Source organism: Stenotrophomonas sp. C-A, from assembly GCF_054030835.1.
Map to the genome: position 1 here is coordinate 2,129,108 of NZ_CM132916.1, position 12,399 is coordinate 2,141,506.

Here is a 12,399-nt window from a genome sequence, read left to right on the forward strand (position 1 = left end):
GTTGGTACGCCGGGCATGGCCCGGCACTGCCGTGAACTGGACTTGCAGGTAGCGCCGGGCCATGCCCGGCGGAAAAACAGGAGCATCCCGTGCATCGCCTTCCCCTCGTTGTCCGCCTGCTCCTGCTGCTGATCGCAGCCTCTGCGTTCCCTGCACTGGCGGCCCCGCTGCAGGCGCAGTGGGAGTTCCGAATGCTGCCTGGCGACGCGCAGGGCGCGGCCCATCCCGGTCTACAGCAGTGGCGTGCGGCCCAGGTGCCCGGCAGCGTGCACACCGACCTGCTGGCGCATGCGCTGATCCGCGACCCGTACGTGGGTGCGCCCGAAGCCGAGCTGCAATGGATCGGCCTGGCGGCCTGGGAGTACCGCGCGCGCTTCGACGTGGATGCGGCGACGCTGGCCAAGCCCAATGCCGAACTGCGCTTCGACGGGCTGGACACTTATGCCGAAGTCAGCCTCAACGGCAAGCCGCTGCTGCGTGCGGACAACGCGCACCGCACGTGGCGTGCGCGCGTGGATGGGCGCCTGCGCGCGAACGGCAATGAACTGCAGATCGTGTTCCGTTCGCCGATCCGCACGCTGCTTCCGGGCGTACAGGCGATGCCGCACAAGATCGCCGGCAACTATCCGTCGCCGTATGGCGACGAGCCGAAGGACGCGATGGTCGGCAACTTCGCGCGCAAGCCGGCTTACCACTTCGGCTGGGACTGGGGCCCGCGCTATGTCACCGCCGGCGTCTGGCGCGGTGTCGACCTGCAGGCCTGGGATACGCATCGATTGACCGATCTTGCTGTGCGCACCGATGCATTGAGCGCGGAGCAGGCGAAGTTGGCGGTGCTGCTGCAGGTGGAGCAGGGGAATGCCGCCGGTTCTGCGGTGGTCAATGTGGATGTGCGCGATCCGCAGGGTCGCAGCGTGGCCCTGGTGAAGCGCACGGTGCTGCTGAAGCCCGGCCAGAACAGCATCGAGGTTCCGGTTGAACTGGCCGATCCGCGGCGCTGGTGGCCAGTAGGCCACGGTGCGCAGGACCGCTACACGGTGCAGGCCCGCCTGGGCGACGGTGGCGCGCCGGAACTGGCACGCGAGCAGCGCATCGGCCTGCGTACGGTCGAACTGCGCCGCGATACGGACGACAAGGGCGGTCAGGGCTTCGCCTTCGTCATCAATGGCGTGCCGATCTTCGCCAAGGGCGCGAACGTGATTCCGTTCGATGCCTTCCCCGCCCGTGTCGATGCCGCGCGGCTGCGCCAGGTGTTGACCGCCGCGCGCGATGCCAACATGAACATGCTGCGCAACTGGGGTGGCGGCTATTACGAGGACGACGCGTTCTTCGACATCGCCGACGAGCTGGGCCTGCTGGTCTGGCAGGACTTCATGTTCGGCGGTGGCATGCAGCCCGGTTACGATCCGGCGTTCCGCGCCAGTGTGGTCGCCGAGGCGCGCGACAACGTGCGGCGCCTGCGGCATCACCCCAGCATCGTGCTGTGGTGTGGCAACAACGAAGAGGAAACCGCCTGGAAGGACTGGGGCCACGGCCGCGACCTGAAGTCGGCCGATCCGGCGTTCGCGGCGAAGGTCTGGCAGGGCTATGTCGATCTGTTCGGCAATGACCTGCGCCAGGTGGTGGGCGAGGAAGGGCTGGGCGTACCGTACTGGTCCAGCTCGCCCAGCAACGACCTGGATGAGAAAGCCAACGATTCCACTCGCGGCGACAAGCACTACTGGCAGGTCTGGGGCAATCCGGCGCTGCCGGTGCAGGCCTACCTGCGCGAGACGCCGCGCTTCATGTCCGAGTACGGGCTGCAGGCGTGGCCGTCGGTGGCGACGGTGGACCAGATCGCCACCCGCGCCGAGCAGCGCATCGACAGCCCGGTGATCCGCGCACACCAGAAGTTCATGGCCGGCGAGGGCAACAGCCGCCTGCTGCACTACATCGAACTGGGTTACGGCACGCCGAAGGACTTCGAGGACTTCGTCTACCTCAGCCAGGTGATGCAGGCCGACGGCATCGCCCTGGCGGCACTGCATCATCGCGCCTCGCGGCCGTACACGATGGGCTCGCTGTACTGGCAGCTCAACGACGTCTGGCCGGGTGCTTCCTGGTCCAGCGTGGACTACTTCGGTCGTTGGAAGGCGTTGCATTTCGCTGCGCGGCGCTTCTTCGCGCCGGTGACGGTGGCGGCGTTGCGTGACGAGGGCAGCACGCGGGTGCGCCTGATCAATGATGGCACCGCGCAGGATGCGCGTTGGCGGCTGCGGGTGATGGACGTGGAGGGCAAGGTGCTGCGCCGCCGTGAGGAAGCGGTCGCGTTGGCAGCAGAAGGTGTCACCTTGATCGGAGACTTCCGCGATGCCGAGTTGCTGGCCGGTGCCGACCCGAAGCGCACGGTGGCAGTATTCGAGCTGCTGCAGAATGGGGCGGTGAGCGCGCGGCAGGTGGTCGGATTCGTCGAAGCCAAGGACCAGGTGTTGCCGCGGCAGAAGCTCAAGGCTACGTTGTCCATCGAAGGCGACCACTATCGACTGCGGCTGGAAAGCGCGGCTTACGTGCGCGCGGCGTGGATTGATTTCGGTGCGTTGGATGTGCAGGTCGAAGACAACCTGCTGGACCTACTGCCCGGCGAAACCCGCGATATCGCCGTGCGCGGTCCAGTGGATCTGACGACGCTGCGAGAAGCGTTGAAGGTAAAAACCCTCAACGATCGTTGAGGGCAGGTGAACCATGTTCTGGTAGGTGTCAACCTTGGTTGACACATCGGTGGTATGCCAACCAAGGTTGGCAACTACCAGAAGCGGAGCCGGGTAGGTGCGGACCGTTGGTCCGCACACCTTTTTAAAGTTGAATCTGCTGGAAATTCTCGACCCGCTCGTGGCCGTTGGCGGCCTGGCCGGTGCGCGGCAGCGGGTAATCGTCCAGGCGGTCGATCAGGCGGGTCTGCAGTCCAGCTTCGCGGGCGGCGTCCAGTTCCTCCACCACATCCGACAGGAACAGGATCTCGCCGGCCGGAACGCCAATGGCCTGCACGATTCGGCGGTAGCTGTCGGCCTCACGCTTGCCGCCGATTTCGGTGTCGAACCAGCCCGACACCAGCGGGCTGAGGTCACCGGCGTCGCTGAAGCCGAAGAACAGCTTCTGCGCCGGTACCGAGCCGGAGGAGTACACGTACAGCGGCAGGCCGGAGGCCTGCCAGCCCTTCAGAACCGGCGCCACTTCCGGGTAGAAGTGCGCGGTGTAATCGCCGCGACGGTAGCCCTCGTCCCAGATCAGGCCCTGCAGCGCCTTCAGTGCGGTGTGCTTGCGATCTTGGTCGATCCAGCCCTGCAGCGTCTCGGCCACCAGGCTGTCCTGGCAGGCACCGCCGATCTCGGCAGCCACCGCATCCAGCCAGCGGCGCACCTCCGGCTGCTGGCCGTGTTCGGTGACGAACGCTGGCAAGGCCTTGCGGGCATAGGGGAACAGCACGTTCTTGACAAACGAGATGCTGCTGGTGGTGCCTTCGATGTCGGTCAGGATGACGCGGGGCTGCATGGATCAGGACGCCTGGGTAGGTACGTAACGGGGGAATTTCTGCGCGATGTCTGTGCCGGTGAAGTGACCGACCCAGCCATCCGGCTCGGTGAAGAAGCGGATCGCCACGAAGCTCGGCTCATCACCCATGTCGAACCAGTGGGTGGTGCCATCGGGCACGGCGATCAGGTCATCCTTCACGCACTCGATCTCGTAGACCTTGTCTTCCACGTGCAGGGTGAACAGGCCGGACCCGGCGACAAAGAAGCGAACCTCGTCTTCCTTGTGGAAGTGTTCGTCGAGGAACTTCTTGCGCAGCTCGGCACGGTTCGGGTTGTCCGGGGCGATCGAGGCCACGTCCACGCTCTTGAAGCCGTTCTCGGCGACCAGGCGGTCGATGTCGGCGCGGTACGCCGCGAACACTTCCTCCTGGCTGGCACCGGGCGCGACCGGTGCGGTGGCCTGCCAGCGTTCGAAGGTGACGCCGATCTTCTGCAGTTCGGCAGCGATGAGCGCGCCGTCCTGGGTGTCCAGTAGCGGCGATTCGGGGCGGGTGTCGTCGTAGATGCGCAGTCGGCTCATGGCGGCAGCTTGAACGTCTCGGGGGGAAGACAGGGTAGCAGGGTGGGGGCGAGGCGCAGATTCCGGATCGGCATCTGCACCTGCGCGCCGGTTCAGCCGCGCAGCTTGCGCAGCTCGAGCTCGCAGTGGAACAGGAACTCGAACGCTTCCAGGTGGCGGCGCGCCTCGGCCATGTCGCGACCCCAGGCATACAGGCCGTGGCCATCGATCAGGTAGCCCCACAGGTTCTGCCGGTCGAGCAGGTCATCGACCTGCTTTGAAAGCACGTTCATGTCCTGGGTGTTGGCGAACACTGGTACGTCGATGGCCATCTCGTGGGTGCTGTTGCCGGCGAAGGCCTTCAGCAGCTCGTAGCCTTCCAGGCGGATATGGCCCTGCGGCGCGTACAGGCGCGAAGCGATGGTCTGCACCGGCGAATGGGTGTGCAGCACGCAGCCGATCTCCGGGAAGCGGCGGTACAGCTGGGTGTGCAGCAGGGTTTCGGCGGACGGACGCAGCGGGCGGCCGACGGCCAGGCCGTCGAAGTCCACCACCATGATGTCGTCCTCGATCAGGCGGCCCTTGTCCTTGCCCGAGACGGTGATCGCGGCGTGGCGGTCGTCCAGGCGGTGGGAGAAGTTGCTGCTGGTGGCCGGGGTCCAGCCGGCGTGGGCCAGTTCGCGGACGTTGTCGATCAGCAGCTGGGCCAGTTCGCTCAGGCGCGCGGTGTCGTACGGGAAGGTGGGGGCGTTCATGCCGGCGATTTTACTGGATTCGGCCAACGGCTGAGCCCCTCGTGGCTGAGAGGTGGTTGGTCACGGAACGCGGTTCATGGAGGTGGCGGGGCGGGTGGGCCGTGCAGGGGACGCTGCAAGTACGTCCCTGTAAGCTCGATGGCGCCATCCATGGCGCCAACGCCCCTGCACGGCCCGCCCGCCCCACCTCTGACAGGTTCCGGCGTGCGGCCAGCCACGGAATGAAGAAGGAAGAGCGAAAAGCGGGTCGCGGCGCTGCGCTTGCTCGGAGCGGAGCATGGCTCCGCTCTACAGAGGATTCATCGACCGGAGAAAATTCATTTCCCGGATGAATTCATCCACGCATGGCGTGGATCTACCGGACGCGCCGGGAGACTGTCAGGGGTGGGGAGGCATGGGTTCGCGGGGGTGTCAGCCGCATGGATGCGGCTGCCAAGCCTACATGGACGTACTTGCGGCGCCCCCCGCGTACCCATGCCTCCCCGCCAAACCAACACACCCGCTCTTGCCGTTGCTCCGGCGGGTGCAGGGCCGCAGGCCCTGCAATGCAAAACCTCACTTACCCCGCAGGCGGCTGTGCCTGAACCCGTAGCAGAAATAGATCACGAAACCGACGAACGTCCACACGCCCATTAGCATCCAGTTGTGCATCGTCATCGCCGACAGCAGCGCCAGGCAGCTCAGTACGCCCAGGCTGCAGATCAGCCAGGCCATCGGCATGCGGAACGGGCGCGGCAGGTCCGGCTGGGTGCGGCGCAGGATCAGCACGCCGGCACACACGGCGGCGAACGCGATCAGCGTGCCCATCGAGGTCAGCTCACCGAGGATGTCCAGCGGGAACAGTGCCGCCAGCAGCGCGATGCCGATGCCGGTGATCACGGTGTTGATGTGCGGGGTGCGGTACTTCGGGTGGATCTTGGTGAACACCGGTGGCAGCAGGCCGTCGCGGCCCATGATCATGAAAATGCGCGGCTGGCCGATGATCATCACCAGCACCACCGAGGACAGGCCGACCAGCGCGCCGACCTCGACCACCCAGCGCAGCCAGCCCAGCTGCGGATGCGCCGCCACCGCAGTCACCACCGGCTCGTCGGTGCCCAGCAGCTGGAACGGCACCAGGCCGGTCATCACCGCGGCCATCGCGATGTACAGCACGGTGCAGATCACCAGCGACAGCATCATGCCGAACGGCATGTCGCGCTGCGGATTCTTCGATTCCTGCGCGGCCACCGACACCGCCTCGAAGCCGATGTAGGCGAAGAACACCATCGCTGCGCCACGCAGCACGCCTTCCATGCCGTACTTGCCGGGGCCTTCGTTGGCCGGGATGAACGGGGTCCAGTTGCTGGTGTCCACGTACTTCCAGCCGACCACGATGACCAGCACGATCAGGCCGGTCTTGAGCACGACCATTGCCATGTTCATCGCCGAGGACTTGCTGATGCCGACGTAGCACAGCCAGGTCAGCAGCAGCACCAGTGCGGCGGCCGGCAGGTTGGCGATCGCGCCGGTCGGGCGCAGCTGTGCGTCGAGCGGGGCACTGACCAACGCCGCTGGTAGATGGATGTCGAACTGGCTGAGCAGGCTGAGGAAATAGCCGGTCCAGCTGACCGCGACCGCCGAGGCGGAGACGCCGTATTCGAGCACCAGCATCCAGCCGATGAACCAGGCCGAGAGCTCGCCGAAGGTGGCGTAGGTGTAGGTGTAGGCGCTGCCGGAGACCGGCACCATCGAGGCAAATTCGGCGTAGGCCAGCGCGCAGAAGGCGCAGCAGATGGCGGCCAGTACGAACGACAGCATGATCGCCGGGCCGGCGTGGTTGGCGGCGGCCTGGCCGGTGATGACGAAGATGCCGCCGCCGATCACCGCGCCGATACCCAGTGCGGTCAGGCCCCAGGGGCCGAGGTGGCGGCGCAGGCTCAGGCCGTTGGCGTCTTCATGGGCGGCATGCGGGTGCTTGGTGGCCCACAGTTGCTTGAACATGTGTGGTGGTCTTGTCGAAGCGCGCCATGACCGGCGCGCGGGGAAAACGGACGGGCCGGCGCGAGGCCGGCCCGTAGGCGGATCAGGGCGACTTGGCCAGCTTGCTGTTGCGGATGCCGTAGCCCAGGTAGATCAGCAGGCCGAGCAGCGTCCAGCCCACGAACAGGTGCCAGTGCACCACGAACGCCTGCCAGAACAGGAACAGGCAGGTGGCCGCGCCCAGCGGGCAGATGATCCACACCATCGGCACGCGGAACGGGCGATGGATCTCCGGCTTGGAATAGCGCAGCACGAGCACGCCGATGCAGACCGTGGCGAAGGCCAGCAGGGTACCCATCGACACCAGTTCACCCAGCACGTTCAGCGGCACCAGGCCAGCCAGCGCGGCGGCGATCACGCCGACCACGATGGTGGCGACGTACGGGGTGCGGAAGCGGGTGTGGACCTTGCCGAAGAACTTCGGCAGCAGGCCGTCGCGGGAGATGGTGTAGGCGATGCGGGTCTGGCCCATCATCATCACCAGCACCACGGAGGACAGGCCGGCGATGGCGCCGATCTCCACGAACGTCTTCAGCCAGGACAGGGTCGGGTAGGGCTCCAGAGCGGTGGCCACCGGCTTGTCGGTGCCCAGCAGGTGGTACGGCATCATGCCGGTCAGCACCGCACAGACGATGATGTAGACGATGGTGCACACCGCCAGCGAGCCGAGCAGGCCGATCGGCATGTTGCGCTGCGGGTCCTTGGTTTCACCGGCGGCGGTGGAGACCGCATCGAAGCCGATGTAGGCGAAGAACACGATGGTGGCCGCGCGGAACACGCCGCTCCAGCCGAACTCACCCGGTACGCCGGTGTTCTCCGGAATGAACGGCTGCCAGTTGGCCGGATCGATATGGGCCGCGCCGATGCCGATGAACAGGCAGATCACGGTGACCTTGATCGCCACGATGATCGCATTGACGAACGCCGACTGGGTCACGCCCACGTACAACAGGCCGGACACCGCTGCCACGATCAGCACCGCTGGCAGGTTGAACAGCTTGCCGGAGGCGATGAACTCGCTGCCGGTCCAGGCGATGGGAGCGGCACTGAGTGCATCCGGGAACGGCATGTGCAGCGTGGTGGTGATGAAACTGATCAGGTACGCCGACCAGCCCACCGCGACCGAAGCCGAGGCGAACAGGTATTCCAGCACCAGGCACCAGCCGATGAACCAGGCCATGCCTTCGCCGAGAGTGGCGTAGGAGTAGGAGTAGGCACTGCCGGAGACCGGCATCATCGCCGCGAACTCGGCGTAGCACAGGCCCGCCAGGGCGCAGGCGAAACCGGCGATCACGAACGACAGCATGACTGCCGGGCCGGCGTGGTTGGCCGCGGCCTGGCCGGTCAGCACGAAGATACCTGCGCCGATCACCGCACCCACGCCAAGCAGGATGAGGTGTTTAGCCGTGAGGGTCCGTTTCAACGTGGCTTCGCCGTCCAGGCTGCCTTCGATGGGTTCGCCAGCATCGACGTGCCCGGCCGGTTCAACCGGCTTGACCCTCAACAGAGCTTTCAGCATGCAGTACTTCCTAGTGATCGGATTGGGTGGGCCGCCGATACGTTGCCGGCAACCCTGGAATGGTGAAGGCCGCGCGAACGGCCCGCTGTACCTTAGCCAAAGCTGAAGCCAACGCACAAGCGCAATCGCAACAATGAACGGCGATAATGAGCAGCATTTTTCCAAACGCCGCCCATTCATGAGCCAGACCGCCGAAACCCTTGCCGTGCTTGACGATCGCCTGCGGGGCCTGCTGCGGGACTACGCCCGCCGGGAGCCCGCTCACGACGCATTGGCTGCCGAATTCGGCACATTGCTGGACGATCCGGAAGATCCGTTCCGCCGCGAACGCCTGGCCGGGCACTTCACCGCCAGCTGCTGGCTGGTCAGTGCCGATGGCCAGCGCCTGCTGCTGACCCACCACCGCAAGCTGCAGCGCTGGCTGCAGCTGGGCGGCCACGCCGACGGTGACCGCGACCTGGCCCAGGTGGCGCTGAAGGAAGCCGAGGAGGAGTCCGGCCTGAGCGGCCTGGTGCTGGAAGACCCGGCCATCTTCGACATCGACAAGCATTGGATTCCGGAGCGCAAGGACGTGCCGGGACACTGGCACTACGACGTGCGTTTCGTGATCCGGGCGCTGGGTGGCGAGGCCTTCGTGCTCAGCGAGGAGTCGCTGGAGCTGGCCTGGCGGCCGGTGACCGAGGTCGCCGCCGATCCGGAATCGGACGAGTCGATGCAGCGCATGGCGCACCGGTGGTTGGCACGGTGAGGCAAAAAGGGGACGGAGGGGATTAAGTCGTTTGTGCCACAGACGACTTAATCCCCTCCGTCCCCTTTTTGATCAATACAGAATGCGGGTACGCAGCGTGCCCGCAATCGCGGCCAGTTCGTCGCGCACGGCGGCGGCTTGTTCCTCGCTGGCGGTGATGTCGATCACCACGTAGCCCACCTTCGGATCGGTGCGCAGGAACTGGCCGTCGATGTTGACGTTGTGGCGCGAGAAGATCTCGTTGACCCTGGACAGCACGCCCGGCACGTTCTGGTGGATGTGCAGCAGACGCAGGCTGTCTGCGTGTTCGGGCAGGGTCACTTCCGGGAAGTTGACTGCCGACAGGGTGCTGCCGTTGTCGCTGTAGCGCACCAGCTTGGCCGCCACTTCGATGCCGATGTTGTCCTGCGCTTCCAGGGTGCTGCCGCCCACGTGCGGGGTCAGGATCACGTTGTCGTGGCGGGTCAGCGGCGATTCGAAGATATCGCCGTTGCCCTTCGGCTCGACCGGGAACACGTCCAGCGCAGCGCCACCGACGTGCCCGCTGGCCAGTGCCGCGTCCAGCGCATCGATGTCGACCACGGTGCCGCGCGCGGCGTTGATCAGGTGCGCGCCCTTGCGCATCTTCGCCAGCTCGGTGCTGCCGATCATCCACTGCGTGGACGGGGTCTCCGGCACGTGCAGGGTGACGATGTCGGCCCGCGCCAGCAGGTCGTCCAGGCTGGCCGCTGCACGGGCATTGCCCAGCGCCAGCTTGGTTTCCACGTCGTGGAAGATCACCTGCATGCCCAGCGATTCGGCCAGCACGCCGACCTGGGTGCCGATGTGGCCGTAACCGATGATGCCCAGCGTCTTGCCGCGCACTTCATGGCTGCCGCTGGCCGACTTCGACCAGCCGCCGCGATGGCACTCGGCATTCTTCTGCGGAATGCCACGGGTCAGCATGATGGCCTCGGCGATCACCAGCTCGGCCACGCTGCGGGTGTTGGAATAGGGCGCGTTGAATACCGGAATGCCAGCCAGCTCGGCCGCGTCCAGATCGACCTGGTTGGTGCCGATGCAGAAGCAGCCCACCGCGATCAGGCGCTTGGCCTCGGCCAGCACCTCGGCGCTGAGCTGGGTGCGCGAGCGGATGCCGACGATGTGCGCCTCGGCGATGCGTGCCTTCAGCTCGTCCTCGGGCAGCGCCTTGGTGTGCGCCTCGATCTGGCTGTAGCCGGCGGCGCTGAACACCTCCACGGCGGTCTGGCTGACCCCCTCCAGCAACAGCACGCGGATATCCTGCTTCGGGAACGAGGTCTTCTTCGGCGACATGGGGCGACACGGCCAGTGGGACAGGGGCTGACCACTATGCCAGATCGCAGCGCCCATGGTGCAGTGCGCAATTGGTTGCATCCGTAGCTATCTGTACGGCTGCGGGGGCTGGACGCTGACGCGTGCCGCTGGCACGCTTGCCCGTTCTTCACGCACCGCGCTGGACCGTCATGACCGATTCCCGCATTGCCTCGCTGCAGCAGGCCTGTCCCGGCCTGAAGCTGAAGACCGACCCGGCCGACCTGGAGCATTACGGGCGCGACTGGACCCGGCGCTGGACGCCGGCGCCGCTGGCGATCGCACTGCCGGCCACGGTCGAGGAGGTGCAGGCGGTGATGCGCTGGAGCGCCGAGCATGACGTGGCGGTGGTGCCGTCCGGTGGCCGTACCGGCCTGTCCGGTGGCGCGGTGGCGGCCAACGGCGAGCTGGTGCTCAGCCTGGAACGGATGAACAAGGCGCTGGCCTACGATGCGGTCGATCGCACGTTGGTGGTGCAGGCCGGCATGCCGCTGGAAGCCGTGCACAATGCCGCACTGGACCACGGCCTGATCTACCCGGTGGATTTCGCCGCGCGTGGTTCCTGCACCATTGGAGGCAACATCGCTACCAATGCCGGTGGCATCCGGGTGATCCGCTACGGCAACACCCGTGAATGGATTGCCGGCCTGAAGGTGGTCACCGCCGGTGGCGAACTGCTCGAGCTCAACAAAGGCCTGATCAAGAACTCCAGCGGCTATGACTTCCGCCAGCTGCTGATCGGCTCGGAGGGCACGCTGGGCGTGATCGTCGAAGCCACGGTGAAGCTGACCGACCCGCCGCCGGCCAGCAACGTGATGCTGCTGGCACTCCCCAGCTTCGAAGTGCTGATGCAGGTATTCGCGGCGTTCCGCGCGCGCCTGCAGCTGCAGGCCTTCGAGTTCTTCACCGACCGGGCGCTGGAACATGTGCTGGCGCACGGTGCGCAGGCGCCGTTCGATGAGGTGCATCCGTACTACGTGGTGACCGAATTCGCGGCCAATGACGAGGCACAGGAAGCGGCGGCGATGGCGGCCTTCGAGGACTGCATGGGCAATGGCTGGGTCAGCGATGGCGTGATCAGCGCCAGCGACGCCCAGGCCGCCCAGCTGTGGCGCCTGCGCGAAGGCATCACCGAATCGCTGGCGCGCTACAAGCCCTACAAGAATGATGTCTCGGTGCGGATCTCGTCGATGCCGGCGTTCCTGGCTGAAACCCAGGCATTGATCGGGCAGGCCTACCCGCACTTCGACGTGGTCTGGTTCGGCCATATCGGTGACGGCAACCTGCACATCAACGTGCTCAAGCCGGATGACACCAGCGACGCCGATTTCGTGGCGCAGTGCGAGCAGGTGACCAAGCTGCTGGCGCAGGTGCTGGCGCGCTTCCACGGCAGCATTTCGGCTGAACACGGCATCGGCCTGGTCAAGAAGGGCTACCTGGACAGCACCCGCGGTCCGGCCGAGATCGCGCTGATGAAGGCGGTCAAACACGCGTTCGATCCCCAAGCGCGGCTGAATCCCGGCAAGCTGTTCGACGTTTGAGCCGGGCAAATCCTTCACACACCCGTTACGCTCCACGCTTCCTCACAACCGGCTTCGAACCGATGACCCGTCCGCTTCTGCTGCTCGCCCTGCTGTCCCTGCCGCTGGCCGGCTTCGCTTCCAGCTTCGCCGGTACGTCGGCCGGTTCGGCCACGGGTGCGTCCTCCGGTTCCTCGGGCAGCAGCTCGGGTGATGACAAGGTGGTGCTGGCTGCACGCGACGATGCGGCTGCATTCGTCGCCAGCGACGGCCAGATCCGTGGCGCCCGCCTGCAGGCCGCGCTGATCCACCTGCGTGAGCAGAGCGCCGCCGCACAGCAGCAGAGCGATCTGGAACTGGCCCGCGCGCTGCTGGCACGTTGATCCAGGCTGCATGACCTCGGCGTCATCGCTTTCTGTAGAGCCGAGCCATGCT

The 12,399-nt window shown here is 66.1% G+C and carries 10 protein-coding genes; 4 read left to right on the forward strand and 6 right to left on the reverse strand.

Features of this window, described 5'->3' with window-relative positions:
* Window positions 1-89: 89 nt before the first annotated feature.
* Window positions 90-2,708, forward strand: coding sequence for a beta-mannosidase (locus ACW5IY_RS10135; RefSeq protein WP_049434981.1), 2,619 nt, complete (start codon window positions 90-92; stop codon window positions 2,706-2,708).
* Between the two features lie 124 nt (window positions 2,709-2,832).
* Here the strand turns inward: ACW5IY_RS10135 and mtnC are convergent, their stop codons facing one another.
* The 5 genes from mtnC to ACW5IY_RS10160 form a co-directional block, all read right to left on the reverse strand.
* A complete protein-coding gene (mtnC, locus tag ACW5IY_RS10140; RefSeq protein ID WP_049434982.1) occupies window positions 2,833-3,528 on the reverse strand; it encodes an acireductone synthase in 696 nt (231 codons plus the stop codon).
* Window positions 3,529-3,531: 3 nt separating this feature from the next.
* Window positions 3,532-4,089 carry a 1,2-dihydroxy-3-keto-5-methylthiopentene dioxygenase gene (locus ACW5IY_RS10145; RefSeq protein WP_049434983.1) on the reverse strand — a complete coding sequence of 186 codons (558 nt, stop codon included), beginning with the start codon at window positions 4,087-4,089 and terminating at the stop codon, window positions 3,532-3,534.
* Between the two features lie 92 nt (window positions 4,090-4,181).
* Complete coding sequence (locus ACW5IY_RS10150) at window positions 4,182-4,823, reverse strand: methylthioribulose 1-phosphate dehydratase (RefSeq protein WP_049434984.1); 642 nt, start codon at window positions 4,821-4,823, stop codon at window positions 4,182-4,184.
* A 555-nt stretch (window positions 4,824-5,378) separates the two neighbouring features.
* Window positions 5,379-6,806 carry an amino acid permease gene (locus tag ACW5IY_RS10155; protein WP_032128776.1) on the reverse strand — a complete coding sequence of 476 codons (1,428 nt, stop codon included), beginning with the start codon at window positions 6,804-6,806 and terminating at the stop codon, window positions 5,379-5,381.
* An 82-nt stretch (window positions 6,807-6,888) separates the two neighbouring features.
* Window positions 6,889-8,364, reverse strand: a complete 1,476-nt coding sequence (locus tag ACW5IY_RS10160) for an amino acid permease (RefSeq protein WP_049434985.1) — start codon at window positions 8,362-8,364, stop codon at window positions 6,889-6,891.
* A 133-nt stretch (window positions 8,365-8,497) separates the two neighbouring features.
* On the opposite strand from ACW5IY_RS10160, the gene ACW5IY_RS10165 reads away from it, so the two are divergent.
* Window positions 8,498-9,112, forward strand: a complete 615-nt coding sequence (locus ACW5IY_RS10165) for an NUDIX hydrolase (RefSeq protein WP_100049946.1) — start codon at window positions 8,498-8,500, stop codon at window positions 9,110-9,112.
* Between the two features lie 72 nt (window positions 9,113-9,184).
* Here ACW5IY_RS10165 and serA read toward each other — a convergent pair whose 3' ends face one another.
* Window positions 9,185-10,426 (reverse strand): phosphoglycerate dehydrogenase, encoded by a 1,242-nt coding sequence (serA, locus tag ACW5IY_RS10170; RefSeq protein ID WP_049434987.1) that lies wholly within the window; start codon window positions 10,424-10,426, stop codon window positions 9,185-9,187.
* A gap of 170 nt (window positions 10,427-10,596) precedes the next feature.
* Between serA and ACW5IY_RS10175 the strand changes: the two genes are divergently transcribed.
* Together ACW5IY_RS10175 and ACW5IY_RS10180 are read left to right on the forward strand one after the other, a co-directional pair.
* A complete protein-coding gene (locus tag ACW5IY_RS10175; protein ID WP_049434988.1) occupies window positions 10,597-11,985 on the forward strand; it encodes an FAD-binding oxidoreductase in 1,389 nt (462 codons plus the stop codon).
* A 62-nt stretch (window positions 11,986-12,047) separates the two neighbouring features.
* Window positions 12,048-12,347, forward strand: a complete 300-nt coding sequence (locus ACW5IY_RS10180; protein WP_049434989.1) for a DUF2388 domain-containing protein — start codon at window positions 12,048-12,050, stop codon at window positions 12,345-12,347.
* The last annotated feature ends 52 nt before the right edge of the window (window positions 12,348-12,399 follow it).

What these genes read in the sequence shown, in the direction of transcription:
- mtnC (WP_049434982.1), bottom strand. Translation starts at nt 3,528, where the DNA reads ATGCAGCCCCGCGTCATCCTGACCGACATCGAAGGCACCACCAGCAGC.
- ACW5IY_RS10145 (WP_049434983.1), bottom strand. Translation starts at nt 4,089, where the DNA reads ATGAGCCGACTGCGCATCTACGACGACACCCGCCCCGAATCGCCGCTA.
- ACW5IY_RS10150 (WP_049434984.1), bottom strand. Translation starts at nt 4,823, where the DNA reads ATGAACGCCCCCACCTTCCCGTACGACACCGCGCGCCTGAGCGAACTG.
- ACW5IY_RS10155 (WP_032128776.1), bottom strand. Translation starts at nt 6,806, where the DNA reads ATGTTCAAGCAACTGTGGGCCACCAAGCACCCGCATGCCGCCCATGAA.
- ACW5IY_RS10160 (WP_049434985.1), bottom strand. Translation starts at nt 8,364, where the DNA reads ATGCTGAAAGCTCTGTTGAGGGTCAAGCCGGTTGAACCGGCCGGGCAC.
- ACW5IY_RS10165 (WP_100049946.1), top strand. Translation starts at nt 8,498, where the DNA reads ATGAACGGCGATAATGAGCAGCATTTTTCCAAACGCCGCCCATTCATG.
- serA (WP_049434987.1), bottom strand. Translation starts at nt 10,426, where the DNA reads ATGTCGCCGAAGAAGACCTCGTTCCCGAAGCAGGATATCCGCGTGCTG.
- ACW5IY_RS10175 (WP_049434988.1), top strand. Translation starts at nt 10,597, where the DNA reads ATGACCGATTCCCGCATTGCCTCGCTGCAGCAGGCCTGTCCCGGCCTG.
- ACW5IY_RS10180 (WP_049434989.1), top strand. Translation starts at nt 12,048, where the DNA reads ATGACCCGTCCGCTTCTGCTGCTCGCCCTGCTGTCCCTGCCGCTGGCC.